The organism is Winogradskyella pulchriflava, assembly GCF_042434315.1.
Taxonomy (GTDB): Bacteria; Bacteroidota; Bacteroidia; order Flavobacteriales; family Flavobacteriaceae; genus Winogradskyella; species Winogradskyella pulchriflava.
In genome coordinates this window covers 559,209-575,225 of sequence record NZ_JBHLTQ010000005.1, presented here as the reverse complement: position 1 = coordinate 575,225, position 16,017 = coordinate 559,209, and the positions used below count along the sequence as shown (strand labels likewise).

At 32.8% G+C, this 16,017-nt stretch carries 20 protein-coding genes; 8 read left to right on the top strand and 12 right to left on the bottom strand.

Annotation, left to right across the window (positions count from 1 at the left end; genetic code table 11):
* The 7 genes from ACFFGA_RS11975 to ACFFGA_RS11945 all read left to right on the top strand — a co-directional run.
* Positions 1–1,235: T9SS type B sorting domain-containing protein (locus tag ACFFGA_RS11975; RefSeq protein WP_386064333.1), on the top strand; the 1,235-nt coding region annotated here is incomplete at its 5' end.
* Positions 1,236–1,269: 34 nt separating this feature from the next.
* On the top strand, positions 1,270–2,199 hold the full coding sequence (locus tag ACFFGA_RS11970; RefSeq protein WP_386064331.1) for a PorP/SprF family type IX secretion system membrane protein: 930 nt from the start codon (positions 1,270–1,272) through the stop codon (positions 2,197–2,199).
* A 10-nt stretch (positions 2,200–2,209) separates the two neighbouring features.
* The gene (locus tag ACFFGA_RS11965) at positions 2,210–4,183 is read left to right on the top strand and encodes an OmpA family protein (protein WP_386064329.1); all 1,974 of its coding nucleotides are present in this window, start codon (positions 2,210–2,212) and stop codon (positions 4,181–4,183) included.
* 108 nt (positions 4,184–4,291) lie between these two features.
* A complete protein-coding gene (gene idi / locus ACFFGA_RS11960) occupies positions 4,292–4,819 on the top strand; it encodes an isopentenyl-diphosphate Delta-isomerase (RefSeq protein ID WP_386064327.1) in 528 nt (175 codons plus the stop codon).
* Complete coding sequence (locus ACFFGA_RS11955; RefSeq protein ID WP_386064324.1) at positions 4,816–5,226, top strand: 6-pyruvoyl trahydropterin synthase family protein; 411 nt, start codon at positions 4,816–4,818, stop codon at positions 5,224–5,226. The genes idi and ACFFGA_RS11955 overlap by 4 nt, the downstream gene beginning before the upstream one ends.
* A 4-nt stretch (positions 5,227–5,230) precedes the next feature.
* A complete protein-coding gene (locus ACFFGA_RS11950; protein ID WP_386064321.1) occupies positions 5,231–6,202 on the top strand; it encodes a type I phosphomannose isomerase catalytic subunit in 972 nt (323 codons plus the stop codon).
* A 71-nt stretch (positions 6,203–6,273) separates the two neighbouring features.
* Positions 6,274–6,543, top strand: coding sequence for a hypothetical protein (locus tag ACFFGA_RS11945; protein ID WP_386064318.1), 270 nt, complete (start codon positions 6,274–6,276; stop codon positions 6,541–6,543).
* A 119-nt stretch (positions 6,544–6,662) separates the two neighbouring features.
* Here the strand turns inward: ACFFGA_RS11945 and ACFFGA_RS11940 are convergent, their stop codons facing one another.
* The 8 genes from ACFFGA_RS11940 to ACFFGA_RS11905 all read right to left on the bottom strand — a co-directional run bounded on the left by ACFFGA_RS11940 (position 6,663) and on the right by ACFFGA_RS11905 (position 12,797).
* A complete protein-coding gene (locus ACFFGA_RS11940; RefSeq protein ID WP_386064315.1) occupies positions 6,663–7,373 on the bottom strand; it encodes a DUF4369 domain-containing protein in 711 nt (236 codons plus the stop codon).
* 52 nt (positions 7,374–7,425) lie between these two features.
* The gene (locus ACFFGA_RS11935; RefSeq protein ID WP_386064352.1) at positions 7,426–8,709 is read right to left on the bottom strand and encodes a DUF819 family protein; all 1,284 of its coding nucleotides are present in this window, start codon (positions 8,707–8,709) and stop codon (positions 7,426–7,428) included.
* Positions 8,710–8,838: 129 nt separating this feature from the next.
* Entirely contained in the window at positions 8,839–9,018 is a 180-nt protein-coding gene (locus ACFFGA_RS11930) for a type II toxin-antitoxin system antitoxin (RefSeq protein ID WP_386064313.1), read from the bottom strand.
* The gene (locus ACFFGA_RS11925; RefSeq protein WP_386064310.1) at positions 9,011–9,520 is read right to left on the bottom strand and encodes a hypothetical protein; all 510 of its coding nucleotides are present in this window, start codon (positions 9,518–9,520) and stop codon (positions 9,011–9,013) included. Before ACFFGA_RS11925 ends, ACFFGA_RS11930 begins: the two co-directional genes overlap by 8 nt.
* Positions 9,520–9,687, bottom strand: coding sequence for a DUF4177 domain-containing protein (locus ACFFGA_RS11920; RefSeq protein ID WP_386064308.1), 168 nt, complete (start codon positions 9,685–9,687; stop codon positions 9,520–9,522). The genes ACFFGA_RS11925 and ACFFGA_RS11920 overlap by 1 nt, the downstream gene beginning before the upstream one ends.
* Positions 9,688–9,689: 2 nt before the next feature.
* On the bottom strand, positions 9,690–10,550 hold the full coding sequence (locus ACFFGA_RS11915) for an SPFH domain-containing protein (RefSeq protein WP_386064305.1): 861 nt from the start codon (positions 10,548–10,550) through the stop codon (positions 9,690–9,692).
* 292 nt (positions 10,551–10,842) lie between these two features.
* Entirely contained in the window at positions 10,843–11,769 is a 927-nt protein-coding gene (locus tag ACFFGA_RS11910; protein ID WP_386064303.1) for an alpha/beta hydrolase family protein, read from the bottom strand.
* Positions 11,770–12,203: 434 nt separating this feature from the next.
* Positions 12,204–12,797: an alpha-ketoglutarate-dependent dioxygenase AlkB family protein gene (locus tag ACFFGA_RS11905; protein WP_386064302.1), complete on the bottom strand. Its 594-nt coding sequence runs from the start codon at positions 12,795–12,797 to the stop codon at positions 12,204–12,206.
* 120 nt (positions 12,798–12,917) lie between these two features.
* Here ACFFGA_RS11905 and ACFFGA_RS11900 point away from each other — a divergent pair, with 120 nt between their 5' ends.
* Positions 12,918–13,598: a M15 family metallopeptidase gene (locus ACFFGA_RS11900; RefSeq protein ID WP_386064299.1), complete on the top strand. Its 681-nt coding sequence runs from the start codon at positions 12,918–12,920 to the stop codon at positions 13,596–13,598.
* Here ACFFGA_RS11900 and ACFFGA_RS11895 read toward each other — a convergent pair whose 3' ends face one another.
* The 4 genes from ACFFGA_RS11895 to ACFFGA_RS11880 form a co-directional block, all read right to left on the bottom strand.
* Positions 13,599–14,141 (bottom strand): hypothetical protein, encoded by a 543-nt coding sequence (locus ACFFGA_RS11895; protein WP_386064297.1) that lies wholly within the window; start codon positions 14,139–14,141, stop codon positions 13,599–13,601. It lies immediately after the preceding gene.
* Position 14,142: 1 nt separating this feature from the next.
* Entirely contained in the window at positions 14,143–14,499 is a 357-nt protein-coding gene (locus ACFFGA_RS11890) for a DoxX family protein (protein ID WP_386064294.1), read from the bottom strand.
* A complete protein-coding gene (locus tag ACFFGA_RS11885) occupies positions 14,492–15,466 on the bottom strand; it encodes a peptidase associated/transthyretin-like domain-containing protein (protein ID WP_386064291.1) in 975 nt (324 codons plus the stop codon). Before ACFFGA_RS11885 ends, ACFFGA_RS11890 begins: the two co-directional genes overlap by 8 nt.
* A 99-nt stretch (positions 15,467–15,565) precedes the next feature.
* Entirely contained in the window at positions 15,566–15,910 is a 345-nt protein-coding gene (locus tag ACFFGA_RS11880; RefSeq protein ID WP_386064289.1) for a CPP1-like family protein, read from the bottom strand.
* Positions 15,911–16,017 lie beyond the last annotated feature (107 nt).

Below are 16,017 nucleotides of genomic sequence, written 5' to 3'. Positions count from 1 at the left end.
TCGAGCAGGATGCTGTAGATGCCGGAGGGTTTAGCAACAGTGTAGTAGCCGATGGAGACAGTCCAGCGGGAACCAATGTCGATGACACGAGTGATGATGATGACGATACAGACGGCAACACAGAAGATGACCCAACAGAAATTACAATACCACCAAACCCTAGTATTAGTTTAATTAAGACTACACTTCCATTAGAAGATACTAATGGAGATGGTATTGCAGGAAGTTTAGGTGATATTATTTCGTATGTATTTATTGTTGAAAATACAGGGAACTTAACATTAACTAATATTGAAGTTCAAGATGTATTACCAGGCTTAAACTTAGTTGGTGGACCAATAGCTCAATTATTACCTGGTGAAATTGATAGTACAACATTTACTGCTACGTATGAAATCACACAGGATGATTTAGATACAGGATTCGTAATGAATTCTGCGACAGTAAGTAGTGAAGCACCGGGAGGAGATTTAGGTGATCCAACAGATGATATTAGAGATATTAGTGATGACCCTAATGACCCAAGTGATAATGATGATAATGGAGATGGTGATCCAGATGATCCAACTGTGACTCCAGTAAATTCAATCTTTGATTTAGAAGTTACTAAAATTGTAGATGAAGTTAGACCTGTTGTGGGAGCTGAAGTTACATTTACCATTGAAGTAGCTAATATTGGAAACGTTACCGCTACAAATATTGTTATTAGTGAGCAAATTCCTAGTGGATATGTATTTGTGTCAGCAATAACAACAGCAGGTACTTATTCAGAATTTGATGGTGAATGGACTATTGCTCAGTTAGATCCTGATCAAGTAGAAATACTTCAAATTACTGTAGAAGTGCTAGGATTTGGTGACTATGCTAATACTGCATTTGTAAGTAGTGCAGATGGAGGTACAGATGTTAACCCAACTAATGATGAAGATACTGCAATAGTTGATCCAATATGTTTAACCATTTACAACGAGTTTTCTCCAAATGATGATGGTGTTAATGAAACCTTTGTAATTGATTGTTTAGAACGATTCCCTAATAACAAATTAGAAGTCTATAATAGGTGGGGTAATATTGTTTACTCTAAGAAAGGCTATCTGAATGATTGGAGAGGAACTTCTAACGGAAGAGCAGTAATTAATGAATCTGATAAATTACCTGTAGGTACGTATTATTATGTGCTTGATTTAGGAGATGGTTCAGATCCACGAGTAGGATGGTTATATATAAACAGATAAAACTAATTAACACTTAATTATAAAATACAGAAAAATGATACATAAATCATCACTAATAAAAGGATTAATAGTTCTAGTATTTATACTACTTAGTGCTAATAGTTTTGCACAACAAGATCCTCAGTATACGCATTATATGTACAATACGCTTAGTGTTAATCCAGCTTATGCAGGACAGCGCGAAACATTGAGTGTTGTGGGATTACATAGATCGCAATGGGTAGGTATTGATGGAGCTCCACAGACACAATCATTAGGTATTCATTCACCATTACGTAATGAGCGTATAGGTTTGGGACTAAATATTGTAAGTGATGCTCTAGGTCCAGTGAGAGAAACTTATTTAGATGCTAATTTTTCTTACACTATTCCATTAAATGCTAATGATCTAAAATTATCATTTGGAGTGAAAGGAGGTTTCCATAACTTACAATCAGATTGGTCTTTAGGTGTTATTCGAGAAGTTGGTGACCCTACATTTGCAGATAATTTAAGCACATGGTCTCCAACTATAGGAGCAGGTTTATACATGCACACTAGAAAATGGTATTTAGGATTAGCAGTTCCAAATTTTTTAGAGACAGAGCATTATGATGATGTTCAAGTTTCTTTAGCTAGTGAGCGAATGCATTTTTACGCAATTGGTGGTTATGTGTTTAATCTAAGTGAGACCTTAGAACTGAAACCTGCTTTCTTAGTAAAAGGGGTTTCAGGAGCACCACTCATTGCAGATATATCGGCAAATTTCTGGTACAAGAAGAATTTAACAGCAGGATTAGCTTGGAGATGGGATGATTCAGTAAGTGCATTAGTTGGTTTTCAGGCAACACCTGGTATGTTTATAGGCTATGGTTATGATTTAACTACTACTGGATTAAACAATTATAATAGTGGAACTCACGAAATAACTTTAAGATTCGAAATTAAACGATTAGGTAGAATTTTATCACCACGTTTCTTTTAAAAATACAACTATGAAAACAATTTCAAGATATATATGTATAGCATTTGTAGGTATGTTTGCCTTATCTACTTATGCACAGAACGGAAAAATACAAAGTGTTAAAGACGACTATAGAGATTTTGCCTACGTAAAAACAAGTGAGGTGCTCTTGGAAGTAGCAAATAAGGGCTACAAGTCAGTTGATCTTTTTCAGAAGTTGGCCAACTCCTATTATTTTAACAACGATATGGAGAATGCTGCTAAATGGTATGGTGAATTAATGGCTATGAACGAAGTCATCGATCCTGAGTACTATTTTAGATACGCCTTGGCTCTAAAAGGAATTGAAAATTATGAAGACTCTGATAAATGGATGAAAAAATTCCATGAGCTTAAGCCAGATGATTTAAGAGGAAAAGCATTTCTTTCGAGTGTAGATTATAGATCTAATATTGAAGAAGCTAGTCGTGATGATATAGAGCCACATAATTTAGAGATTAATACAGAACTTTCAGATTTCGGTACAACCGAATACGAAAATGGTATTGTATTCGCTTCTGCAAGAGGTGGTGGAAGAAAATACCGTTGGAATGAAGAACCGTATTTAGATTTATATTCTGCTGAAAAGACAGAAAACGGATTTGGTGAAGTAACAGAAATTGGTGGTAAGGTAAATACAAAATATCACGAGTCTAGTGCTGTCTTTTCCCCAAATGGAAAATATATGTTCTTTACCAGAAATAATTTTTTCAGATTAAAGTACAAAGAAGATGATACAGGGATTAATAGATTACAATTGTATAGAGCTACGTTGAGCGAAGATGGTACTTGGGACGAAATTCATAAGGTACACTTTAATAGTGAAGATTATAGTGTCGCTCATCCAGCGTTAAACCTTACAGGTTCTAGGTTATACTTTGCTTCAGATATGCCAGGTACTTTTGGACAATCTGATATTTTTGTAGTTGATGTAAATGATGATGGTACTTTAGGCGAGCCTGAAAATTTAGGTTCATCGATTAATACAGAGGGTCAAGAATCATTTCCGTTTATAAACACTAATGGCGATTTATTTTATTCTTCTACAGGCTTTCCAGGCTTAGGTGGCTTAGATGTTTTTAAGTCTGAAGGATTGGACCAAAAAGTCTCAACCAGTAAAAATAGAAGCTTTCCAATAGAAAATGTAGGAAAACCAGTAAACAGTGCTTTTGATGATTTTGGGTATTACGAAAATTTAGTAACTAAGCGTGTTTATTTTAGCTCAAATAGAGAAGGAGGAAAAGGTAGTGATGATATATACACGTTTGAAGTGCCAGAATGCGAACAACTTGTTGCAGGTACAGTTCAAGATAAAAACACAGACGAGTTAATTCCTAACGCAACAGTTATTTTATTTGATGGTGAAGGTAATGAGCTTGAACGTAAAACCGTTGGTGCTGATGCAGCTTTTGAGTTTCAACTTGAATGTGAAAAGGAATACTTAATTAGAGGAGAAAAGGAAACTTACGCTTCTGATGAAAAACGTTTTACAACTCCAAAAAAGAAACAAGAATTACAACTTCAATTATTACTTGAAAAAGATGTACAAGAAATTAATCCTTGTGATGATTTGGCCAAAATTTTAGATATTCCAATTATCTATTTCGACTTTGATAAGTTCAATATCAGGTATGATGCCGAAATAGAATTACAAAAAGTATTGGCTGTACTGAACAAGTATCCAACAATGAAAATTGATATTCGTTCTCATACAGACTGTAGAGCAACAATGGCTTATAACGAAAGACTTTCAGAAAATAGAGCACAATCTACACGAAAGTATTTAATAGATAATGGCATTGCAGCAGACCGTTTAACCGCTAAAGGTTATGGAGAATCACAATTAGTTAATGATTGCGGTTGCGAGCCAACAAACGAATCTAACTGTACAGAAGAAGAACACCAGTTAAACAGACGTAGTGAATTTATCATTACTAGTATTAATGGTAAATCTTGTGATGATTAACTAGAATTTTTGAGATATAATAAAACAATAGCCATTTAATTTTTTTAAATGGCTATTTTTTATGAATTCCTTTACCTTTTTTAAAGCTTTAGTCATTAATTTTGCTTTATGACAGAAGAACAAGTCATCCTTGTGGATGAAAACGATAATCAGATTGGTCTAATGCCTAAAATGGAAGCGCATGAAAAAGCACTTCTTCATCGTGCGTTTTCGGTATTTGTTTTTAATGATAAAAACGAATTAATGCTTCAGCAACGTGCTTTACATAAATACCACTCTCCAGGATTATGGACCAATACCTGTTGTAGTCATCAGCGTAATGGTGAAAACAATTTACAAGCCGGTAAAAGACGTTTACAAGAGGAAATGGGTTTTGTTACAGATTTGGAGGAAACAACATCTTTTATATACAAAGCACCTTTTGATAATGGACTAACTGAGCATGAATACGACCATATAATGATTGGTTATTATAACGATAAGCCAAAGATTAATGCAGACGAAGTTGCCGATTGGAAATGGATGCAACTAGAAGAAGTAAAAGTTGATATGGCTTTACATCCAGAACATTACACAGCTTGGTTTAAGATTATATTCGAAAAGTTTTACGAATTTATAAACGTTAACAACTCATGAAAGTAACCGTACACAGAAAAGCACATTTTAATGCAGCACACCGACTTTATAGAAAAGACTGGAGCGATGAAAAAAATGAAGCTGTTTTTGGTCTGTGTAACAATCCAAATTTTCATGGACATAACTATGAATTAATTGCTAGCGTAACTGGCGAAATAGATCCAGAAACAGGTTATGTTATTGATGTTAAGGTTTTAAAAGATATTATAAAAACTGAAGTTGAAGATGCCTTTGACCATAAGAATTTAAATGTAGAAGTTCCAGAATTTAAAAACCTAAATCCTACTGCAGAAAATATTGCAGTGGTTATATATAATAAGATAAAACCAAAATTAGATTCTAAATTTCATTTAAAGATTACGCTTTATGAAACGCCACGTAATTTTGTAACCTATTCTGGCGAATAACCATATGAAAAATGTTTTACATCCTTTAAGGTTTTATCCCATCTTACAAGACAAAATTTGGGGTGGTGAAAAGCTCATAACACAATTCAATAAGGACTCAGATTCTAAGCAATTGGGTGAGAGTTGGGAGGTAAGTACAGTGCCTAATGCTGTTTCTATAGTTGCTAATGGAGAATTAAAAGATAAATCATTACAAGAACTTTTAGAACAGTATAAATCTAATCTTCTAGGCGAAAAAAACTATCAACGATTTGGTAACGACTTTCCGTTGCTTATAAAGTTTATTGATGCTAAAGAAGACTTAAGCATTCAGTTGCATCCAAACGATAGATTGGCAAAAGAGCGCCATAATTCCTTTGGGAAAACAGAAATGTGGTATGTTATGCAGGCTGATGAGGGAGCTAATCTTATTGTAGGATTTAATAGAGATATGGATAAAGAAACATATCTAAAACATCTGGAAAATAAAACACTTACCAAGATTTTGAATTTTGATAAGGTAAAAGAAGGAGATGCTTATTTTATTGAAGCTGGGCGAGTTCACGCTATTGGAGCAGGAGTATTGTTAGCAGAAATTCAGCAAACAAGTGATATTACCTATCGTGTGTATGATTGGGATAGAGTAGATGAGGAAGGTAACGAACGTGAGCTTCATAACGACATCGCTCTTGATGCTTTTGATTTTAATTTGAAAAATGATTTTAGAGTGGAGTATAAAAAATGCGCTAATGTTTCTAACGAAATGGTTAGTTGTCCTTTTTTTACCACAAATTATTTAGAAATAGATACAGAAATTGAAAAGACAAATACTCAGGATTCATTTCTTATTTACATGTGTGTAAACGGAAAAGCTGAAATTTTAACGGATAATACAACTGATGTAATTTCTAAAGGTGAAACTATTTTAATTCCTGCAGCAATCAAAAATTTTAGACTTAAATCTAACGGAGCCAAACTTCTTGAGGTGTATGTTTAAAACTTCAAAATTAAATTCAGTAAATAAATTTAAGGATTCCTTACATTTGCACTTAAATAAACACAATTATTATGGCGAATAAAAGAGATTTAAAAAAAGATATAAATTACGTTTTAGGTGATATCATAGAAGCAGTATATGTTTGGGAATTGACTAATTCAGAAAAGCCAACAAAAGAGAGTGAAGCAATTATAGATGACGCTATTACTACTTTTGATGAGCTTATTGCACGTGTTAATGACAGAACTGTTGAAGATAAGAAAGGGCACTTTAAGGCTATAAATAGCGATTTAGAATCCAAAGGTAAAGCGTTAATTGAACGCATTAATAAACTTAAGTAAGCATATTACATTTACTATATTTATAAACAAAAAAACCAATCATAATTTGATTGGTTTTTTTGTTTTACCTCTTTCCCATACCATACTGAAATTGATTCAGAATTAGATGAACAGTGATTTTATTCCTCAAGTTTTCTATTAGCGATAACTTCTGCTAACTTCTTTCCATATAACGATTGCTTTATGTTATCAGTCAAGCCATTGTAAATTGAATCTATATAAATAGGGTTTGCAGATTGCATCTCGTACACAGCCAAATAAGGCGCAATAATATTATCTCTATTATTTAGTGCAAACTGAATAGTATAAGAATACTTGCGTTTTATTATGGTTTCTGAAAGTTTATTTAGGGAATCCATAGCAATAGTATCCTTGTTTTTTTGCGCTAAAAAATTAGCTTCTATATTTTCTAAATGCTGATCATTAAAACGAGATAAAACCTTTCTGTATTCATTTAATAATTCTTGTTGTTTTGAGCCATTAATTTCAGCATCAAAATTAAAATTCTTTAACGATGTTTTTATTTCAGTAATTCCTTTGTCAGCAAAAAACGGGATGTAATGTTCTTCTCCATCATTCTTAAAAAGCTTTAGATATAACAGAATAGGCTCATCTAAATTGGTGTGCAGTGTAAATTCTGGTTGACCTGTAATTACTAATGAGTCCAAGTCAACAATGCTAGAATCTCCTTCTTTCTGAAGGTAAACAATGCCCTTTTTTAGACCTTTTATTTCACCTTTTAATGTAAAGTTTGAGTTGTTTTCTTTACTGCAAGAAACTACTACTAATACTAAAAGTATAAGGCTTAATGTTTTATTAAATATCGTCATGGTTGTTTTTAATGTTTAGGTGCGCAAATATCTTATTTTGAAATATAAAATACTAACCACCAGCAGCAATTTTCATAAGTTCTGCACAAAGAATTGCTCCATAGGTTCCTACTACATATCCAAATACAGCTAATAAAGCACCTACTGTTGCTAAAGATGGGTGAAAAGCTGCAGCAACAACAGGAGCGGATGCTGCACCACCAACGTTTGCTTGACTACCAACGGCTAAGAAAAAGTATGGCGCCTTGATAATTTTAGCTACAAGAATTAAAAGACCTGCATGTATCGCCATCCAAACCAAACCGATTAATATTAGTCCTGGGTTTTCAAGAATTTTACCCAAATCCATTTTCATACCTATTGTGGCAACTAATATGTATATAAAAACACTTCCTACTTTACTTGCTCCAGCACCTTCGTAATTTTTTGCTTTTGTAAATGACAACAATACTCCGATAAGTGTTGCAATAGAAATTAGCCAAAAGAAGCCACTACCAAATGAAGATAATGCGCTTTTAGGATCGCTAACAGCTTTAAAATTATCCTTTAAAAATGCAGAAATATTATCAGCTCCAAAATGGGCAATACCTACTGCGCCAAAGGCAAGAGCCAATATTATAATAAGGTCTGTTGTTGTTGGGATTTTGGTTATTTTGTCACTAAAAGTTTGCACTTTATGTTGTAACTCATCAATGGCTGTGTTATCTGCTTTTAGCCAGTTGTCTATCTTTTTTCGTTTACCAATTCCAAGTAAAATAATTGCCATCCAAATATTGGCAACTACAATATCCACTAATACCATTCCGCCATAAAGCTCTTGGTTAAACTCATAAATTTCTAGCATAGCGGCTTGGTTAGCTCCACCACCAATCCAACTACCAGCTAAAGTTGCTAAACCTCTCCATGTGGCATCAAAGCCTGCTCCTCCAACAGTTTCTGGTGAAAACGATGAGATTAACAAAATAGCTATAGGTCCACCTATTATTATACCAGCTGTACCAGTAAAGAACATCACTAAGGCTTTCCATCCTAGATTAAAAATAGCTTTTAGGTCTATACTTAGTGTCAGTAACACTAATGAAGCAGGTAGCAGATAGCGACTGGCAATAAAATAGGTTTTAGAAATTTCATCCGAAATTAAACCCAATGAGTTAAATATCGCAGGAATTAAATAACACATTAAAAGTCCTGGGACTATTTTATAGAAATAATACCAATAACCTGATTTTTTAGATTCAGTAAAAAACACAAAACCTAAGGCTACCATTAATAAGCCAAATACTATGGCATCATTTGCAAAAATTGGCTCTTCTGGTTTTTCGTAAAAAAAATACATTAGAACAGAAGCAACGGCAATGGCTAGGACTGTTGAAATGAGAGCTACGATGTACTTATTTTTTGAATTCATAAATTAAATTTGCCACAAAATACAAAAATTAAAAACTAAAAAAGTGACCACTCAGGATCACTTTTCTTCTTTTGGGTTATCTTTCTTTTTTGGTTGCCTGTTATGCTCTTTTAGGTATTGCATTAGCATCCATTCTATCTGGCCATTGGTACTACGAAACTCATCAGCTGCCCATTTTTCAACGGCTTTTAGCATGTCTTCATTAATTCTTAGAGCAAAGGCTTTTTTCTTAGACATTATCGTTAATTTTTGTTTTATAAGTCGCTAATACACTTTCGGCTTCATCTTTCTTTTGTGTGCCTATCAAAAGTTTTTTACCGTTTTTTAATTCTAATTGAATACCTATATCACCAGCTACATTAATAGCTCTTCCTTTAGATTTTTTCCAAAGCGGACCACCTTTAAATCCCCAACCTCCATATTCGCTCAAGGCATCATATTTTCTAACATATATATTATTTATTTCGTTCCATTTTATGGTTTTAAATTTAAAATGAAACGGAAAGAATTTATAATGGATTCCATTTTCGTCTATCCGAGATGTTAGTTTAAACAAAAATATAAAAGCCGAAGCCAACACGATAATGCTAATTAATAACACTAATTCCATAACAGAAAAACTACTTGGGTCTTTTATGTAAGTGCCAATTATAATTGCAATAGGCACCAAGAGGCTTACCATCATTAAGATGATAAGCCATAATTGGTTAAAGCGTTGTTCTTCTTTAAAGATTCTCATTATCTATTTTTGTCGCGTTCAAAAACTATGAAGGATATGATATGCTGGTTTGGTGTTATTTCGACCAATTTCCAACCTTCCTTAGCATATTTGTTGAGGATTTCTTCCATCTTTTCTACTTGGTTTCGCCAGCCTAATTTTGGTTTAATAACTTTATATTCTTTCATTATTAATGACTTAAAGTTCCTGTATTTACTATTGGAGAAGCGTCTTTGTCTCCGCATAACACTACCATAAGATTGCTCACCATTGCAGCTTTACGCTCTTCATCTAAATCTACAACTTGTTTTTTATTAAGTTCTTCAATAGCCATTTCTACCATACTTACAGCACCTTCAACAATTTTATGCCTTGCAGCAACAATAGCTGTAGCTTGTTGACGCTTAAGCATTGCATTAGCAATTTCTTGTGCATAAGCTAAGTAACCTATACGTGCTTCCAGGACTTCTATACCAGCAATGGATAATCGCTCGTCGATTTCTTTTTCTAAAGCATTACTCACCTCATTAACGCTTGAGCGTAATGTTATGTCTTCGTCAACACCTTCATCTGCAAAATTGTCGTATGGATACATACTTGCTAACTTACGTACTGCTGCATCGGTTTGCACACGTACAAAATTCTCATAGTTGTCAACATCAAAAGCTGCTTTGTAGGTATTTTGTACGCGCCATACTAAAATAGTACTAATCATTACTGGGTTTCCAAGTTTGTCGTTAACCTTAAGACGTTCACTGTCAAAATTACTAGCTCTAAGTGATATTTTCTTTTTGGTGTAAAATGGGTTGACCCAATAAAAACCATTCTTTTTTACTGTACCTACATATTTACCAAATAAAAGTAAAACTCTTGAACCATTTGGTTGTACCATTAAAAAGCCAAAAGCGAGTAGTAGAGCTACAACAATACCAAATGCTGACCAACCAGTTTGTGTTATTGGAATTAAGGCGATACTCCCAAAAAAGAGTATGATAAATAAAAACAGCATTAAATAGCCATTTGCTGGAACGATAATTTTTTCTTCTTTCATAATTAAAAGTTTAATTGATTAATTACTTTGTATTTTATTATGATATTAAAATGATATCATAAAGATATAACTTATAATGTTAGTATGCAAATAGATTTTTTTGTTACAATTTTGCAAAAGAAAATAAAATTTAAAGTTTGGCACGCGGTTTGCTATATACTAAATGTAATGGTTACAGCGATAGTTACAATCGTAACAACACTACAAAATCGCAACATTACGTTTGGTTGGTTAGTTAGTAAAAAAGCATCTCGTTTGAGATGCTTTTTTAATTTATGACAATTTGAAGGAACTAAGATTTTATAAATTCTGTAATACTATCAATGAGTTGTGGTGAAATAGGCCTAAACGATTCGTTATAAGATTTTGAGTTTTCCAGATCATCACCTTCTATTTCAAAAAGGACATGATTCATATTCTCAATAATCGTTAATGTAGCATTTTCGTTTGCAGTTTTTAATAATTCTGCTTCACTTTCAGAAACTTGAAGATCTTTAGTACCATTAATAATTAGGATGGGCATTTTTAGTTCTTTTATAACTTCGGTAGGATTGTATTGCATCCAGTTGATCATAAAAGGTTGTAAATCTTGTCCAAAAAATGAGGCTAAGGCATTTGGGTAATCTGTTGTGGTCTTTCCTTCTTTTAGAATATTTACAATACGTTGTGTTTCTTCTCCTAATTTAGGTGCCATTTTTGTCACTTGCTCCACCAGGACGTCTCCGATATTATTTCCTGCTCCTGCTAGTGAAATAAAGCCATCAACAGTGTCTTTAGAAGCCAGCATACCAACCAAACTGCCTTGACTATGACCAATAACATAGATTTTTGAATACTTGTCTTCTTCCTTAAAATAGTTGATAACATCAGATGCGTCACTTACAAAATCATCAAACATTATGTCTTTATCTACATTTCCTTTTTTGATTTGTTTTACAATACGTTTATCGTACCTAAATGTAGAAATGCCATTATTGGTAAGGCTTTCGGCTAGTTTTTTAAGCGAATTGTTTTTTAGGAAATTCTGATTACCATTTCTATTTGTTGGACCAGAACCAGCTATGATAATTGCTAAAACTTCCTTGTCGTTAGTGGTAGGGCTTAGTAGAGTACCATCTATCCATTTTGAAACTGAGATGTCTTCTTCAGTATATAATTTATCTTGACTATAATTTCTAGTTGAAAAAAGAATAAGAACTACAAATAAATAATATTTCATTTTAGAAGTTTTTATAGATGTAAATGTAATTGATATGGAATCTAATAATAAAACTGAAACACTTTTTATGCCAATTTATTTTAAACGATTGCTGTTTTTTGATTTAATTTAAAATGTATTTCATCGATGAAATACATTATTTCATCTTCAAATGTTAAAATTATATGCTTTTTATCGATTTAATATGTTTTTAGACGTTAAAATTAAAACCTAATTATATATTTGAAGTGTACTAAAATTTAGTTTTTAGTTCAATGGATTAATTAATTAATATTTGCATATGTTATGTTGACTTAGAGACCCTGAATCTACTGACATATATTAAAAAGCAAATTAGAGAAACCGGGTTTGAGGGAACCCGGTTTTTTGTTTTTTAGACTTCAACTAAGCTTAATATCAAGTTTCTTTATCTGCTTAAATAAACGTTTATAGCTTCATATTATTTTCCTGAATGTGAGATTTATTCTCGGTCCAATTTTCTTTTTTGTTTTTGCTATTTGATGTAGCCAATGGTGTTGCATTTCACCTTTCATAAGCAACAAACTTCCGTGTTCAAGAGTTAGCTTGTGCCTTTCTTCTTTTAGTGTTCTGTGTTTAAAGTGAAACGGACGTTCTTCACCAAAACTAACAGAGGCAATTACTGGATTTGTTCCTAATTCTTTTTCATTGTCTGCGTGCCAACCATTGCTGTCATTGCCATCGCGATACAAATTAATGAGTAAGGTATTGAAGGCGCGCTCGGAAAAATTTTCAACCTTATCTTTTATATTTTGAAGTGTTTCTGTAAAAGGTTCAGGATGCATTGTAATATTAGAATAACTGTAAGGCTTATCACCAAATAAAGCGGTTAATCTTGGTTGTTTGTAGTTTTTTCCAAAGACAATAATAGTATCGTGTTGCCAATTGGTTTGGGCTTCAATCGTTTTAAAATAAAGGTCTGCTTCAGTATTGGAAAAGAAATCTGAAATATAGACAAGTTCTGCATTTGGCAATTTAAAATGCTGTTTCTTTTTAGAAAACAAGTCCATAGTATAATTTTTCTCTAAATTAGTGCTACAATAGGAACCGAGCACATCCACTAATATTGTTGTTTGTAAAATTAGTGAATAGTGAACAACATGTGACTTCTAAAAATAAATAATGACCACATGAAATATAAAATTCTTACATCTTTAATTTTAATAGCTATTTTAACTTTAGGGTTGAATAGCAAGCAGGATTTACCAGAAGGTTTTGTGTATGTTAAATCTGTAATTCCAGATTTGGATGTAGAGTTACGTTATTATGGTCCTAACAACTTTGTAGGAGATACTATTAACGGTTATAACGCAAATAAACTAATCCTTACCAAGGCAGCAGCTGAAAAGCTAAAGCTTGTACAAGCCGAATTACAGGAACAGAATCTTTGTCTTAAAGTTTATGATGGTTACCGACCGCAACGAGCGGTTAATCATTTTGTGCGTTGGGCAAGAGTGCTGAATGATACTGTAAACAAATCTGTTTTCTATCCTAACGTAAAAAAAAGAAACCTGTTTAAGGAAGGTTATATCGCTTCAAAATCTGGACACAGTAGAGGCAGTACAATAGATTTAACTATTATTTGCGGTATCAATGGTGAACCGCTGGATATGGGGAGTGCTTATGATTTTTTTGGTGAGGCATCATGGGTAGATTACCAAAATATTACTGAGGAACAAAAACAGAATAGACAATTGCTACAAACTGTAATGTTAAAACATAATTTTAGAAATTATCCTAAAGAATGGTGGCATTTTACCTTGCGTTGGGAACCTTTTCCTGATACTTATTTTGATTTTGTGGTGGAATAACTATTTTCTTGTAATTTTTAAATCTATCTCAATATCGTCGTCACTGTTATTTTTTAGAAAATTAATGTCAATATCATACTTAATTCCATAAAGACTTAAAATTGTATCTAAGTTTTCTTTTTTTACTTTAATTAGTTTAAAGTTATTGAGATAATGAGATAAGTAATTTGTAGCAATAGGAAAAATAAATAATATGCTTCCCAGAATTAACATTACAGCAGCTGATCCGGTATATCTGTCAAACTTGTGGCCGTAATTCCAATTTTCAAATAAAATCCAACCGATATAACAACCTGCTATAATTGATATCGTACCTATTATTAAAAACGTAATAAAATAAATATATGCACGCCATTTAGTTTTGAGTATGTTTTCGTATTCAACGTTAATAGAATTAATTTCATACTCGAGTTTATTGTCAAATTTTGCATTTACACATTTTCCGTGAAACTCAGGTTTTCTATTGGTTAAACCGCAATATGTTCCTGTTTTAAAATCAATTTTTTGATAGTCGCAAAGCTTGCAGTGTTTTGTAACGTCCATATTAGTTCAAATAAACCCAAGCCCAATACATCAACACAAACTGAAGTGGAATACGTAAAACCAAAATCCACTTAGGGATTCCTGCAGAAGCTTTTTTACTAGAGAGCATATAAAAATGAACTACTAAAAATACCAGTAGCATTGCTATAATTCCAAAAATTGCAATTGCTTTTAGTTCTGGTATACACAACCCTATACCTAAGAGTATTTCTACAACTCCACTCCATAAGACTAAGGCTTTATGATCAGGCAAGTATTTTGGTATAATGCGCATATACATTTCTGGTTTTACAAAATGCATGATACCGGCTAAAATATATAAGCCAGCCATAATGTATAGTCCTAAAGGTTCATTCATCTTTATAGGTTTTAAAAGTTAATCCAATACCGTAATTAAATAGGTCTCGTTTTAGTAAACTAGATTCAAAACCATTGCCTTTTTCAAATTTCACCCAATTATTGCCATTGATGAATACGCGCTTTATATAGGTGTTTTTGGTTTCAATTTCGTCTGTAAAGGGTAAAAGTGGTCTAAAATTGGTCGGAATCTTAACGACTCCATTTTTTGTTTTTATCTCTTTATACTTTTTGTTGGGTAATAATTTTCCAGCTTTATCTGTATAGCCCATAACTTGTATTGACACAAAAAAGCCGTCTTTTGGTATATAAAGGTCATAAGCTTCAGTATTGAGTGTGTAAGCATCACCATTTTTTTCTGTAGCTCTAAAAACGATGGTTTCGTAGGTTAATACTTTTCCAGGAAGTCCATTGTTGTTGGCATAGAACTTCACTTTAAACAAAGTCGAAAATTTCTTTTTATCGCTATTAGCACGCTTTCGCTTTTCCCAATCTTTAGACTCTAAAGCAATAGGGAAAATGACTTCTGTTAGCTTTTGATCTTTGGTAGTGGTTTTAGGAAAATAAACTGCAATTTCAGATTCTATGGTTGGCAACCAACAGTTGTAGTAATCATCGTCTAGGTAAGGTTTAAGCTGTTCTTCCTTAAATTTTCTGTTGAGTTTGGTGTCTATGACCACCTCGTCCAATTCATCTGCTTGTGGCTGCAATAGTAGTTGATTGGGTAGATTATCAGTAGAAATATTCAAATCCTTAAAACCTAATGCAGAAATAAATAACGAATCGATATCTGGATACAATTTCTTAGTAAAGAAAAATTTGCCTTCATCATCCGCAAAAGTTCCGTTGCCATCACCAAATGAGATCGTGGCATAGCTGACAGGATATTTTGTAATGCTGTCTAACACTAGGGTTTGGGCAATACATATCTGGCTAACGAATAGAATAAAAATAAAGATCTTGGGCATGCTTAAAACTTTAAGCTTAAAGATACATTTTTTATGCCATAAAAAACGCCTCATAATCATGAGGCGCTTTAGTGTTTTTTGATTGATTAGTTTTTATATCTAGTCGTCCATTGCTTTTTTGGTCTGCGTATAGCCTACATAAAGCCCTAAACCTGCCATTAAAAAGGTCATAGCTGGATAAATGACATTATCATCTAAACTAGTAGTGCTTTCTAACAAATTAGCAATGAAAAGACCTAAGCCAATACCCATAAGAAGAAATGCAATATTTATTACAACGACCTTCCATGCTGAGCCTGAGCGCTTTCCTAAGTTAAATATACTGGCATCAGCTCCTTTTTCAATAAGCGCTAAACGTTCTTTATTTCTTGTTGAGAAATACAAATACACGATTCCAAAAATTGCTAAGAAAAGACTAATTGGTATTAAAATTTCTTCGTCCATAATGTTTGTTTTTTAATTGATTAATTTTATTCGGTTCATAGCTTATGACGACAAGTTTTGTTCTGAGGTTACAAATTTTTCAAAAAAAATAATTTTTATCAATTGTT

Excerpts from the sequence above, each read along its gene's own strand:
- ACFFGA_RS11885 (WP_386064291.1), bottom strand. The coding sequence starts at position 15,466 with ATGCCCAAGATCTTTATTTTTATTCTATTCGTTAGCCAGATATGTATT.
- ACFFGA_RS11935 (WP_386064352.1), bottom strand. The coding sequence starts at position 8,709 with ATGTATTTTTTTTACGAAAAACCAGAAGAGCCAATTTTTGCAAATGAT.
- ACFFGA_RS11900 (WP_386064299.1), top strand. The coding sequence starts at position 12,918 with ATGAAATATAAAATTCTTACATCTTTAATTTTAATAGCTATTTTAACT.
- idi (WP_386064327.1), top strand. The coding sequence starts at position 4,292 with ATGACAGAAGAACAAGTCATCCTTGTGGATGAAAACGATAATCAGATT.
- ACFFGA_RS11930 (WP_386064313.1), bottom strand. The coding sequence starts at position 9,018 with ATGTCTAAGAAAAAAGCCTTTGCTCTAAGAATTAATGAAGACATGCTA.
- ACFFGA_RS11970 (WP_386064331.1), top strand. The coding sequence starts at position 1,270 with ATGATACATAAATCATCACTAATAAAAGGATTAATAGTTCTAGTATTT.
- ACFFGA_RS11910 (WP_386064303.1), bottom strand. The coding sequence starts at position 11,769 with ATGAAATATTATTTATTTGTAGTTCTTATTCTTTTTTCAACTAGAAAT.
- ACFFGA_RS11955 (WP_386064324.1), top strand. The coding sequence starts at position 4,816 with ATGAAAGTAACCGTACACAGAAAAGCACATTTTAATGCAGCACACCGA.
- ACFFGA_RS11945 (WP_386064318.1), top strand. The coding sequence starts at position 6,274 with ATGGCGAATAAAAGAGATTTAAAAAAAGATATAAATTACGTTTTAGGT.
- ACFFGA_RS11940 (WP_386064315.1), bottom strand. The coding sequence starts at position 7,373 with ATGACGATATTTAATAAAACATTAAGCCTTATACTTTTAGTATTAGTA.
- ACFFGA_RS11920 (WP_386064308.1), bottom strand. The coding sequence starts at position 9,687 with ATGAAAGAATATAAAGTTATTAAACCAAAATTAGGCTGGCGAAACCAA.
- ACFFGA_RS11905 (WP_386064302.1), bottom strand. The coding sequence starts at position 12,797 with ATGGACTTGTTTTCTAAAAAGAAACAGCATTTTAAATTGCCAAATGCA.
- ACFFGA_RS11950 (WP_386064321.1), top strand. The coding sequence starts at position 5,231 with ATGAAAAATGTTTTACATCCTTTAAGGTTTTATCCCATCTTACAAGAC.
- ACFFGA_RS11895 (WP_386064297.1), bottom strand. The coding sequence starts at position 14,141 with ATGGACGTTACAAAACACTGCAAGCTTTGCGACTATCAAAAAATTGAT.
- ACFFGA_RS11925 (WP_386064310.1), bottom strand. The coding sequence starts at position 9,520 with ATGAGAATCTTTAAAGAAGAACAACGCTTTAACCAATTATGGCTTATC.
- ACFFGA_RS11890 (WP_386064294.1), bottom strand. The coding sequence starts at position 14,499 with ATGAATGAACCTTTAGGACTATACATTATGGCTGGCTTATATATTTTA.
- ACFFGA_RS11965 (WP_386064329.1), top strand. The coding sequence starts at position 2,210 with ATGAAAACAATTTCAAGATATATATGTATAGCATTTGTAGGTATGTTT.
- ACFFGA_RS11880 (WP_386064289.1), bottom strand. The coding sequence starts at position 15,910 with ATGGACGAAGAAATTTTAATACCAATTAGTCTTTTCTTAGCAATTTTT.
- ACFFGA_RS11915 (WP_386064305.1), bottom strand. The coding sequence starts at position 10,550 with ATGAAAGAAGAAAAAATTATCGTTCCAGCAAATGGCTATTTAATGCTG.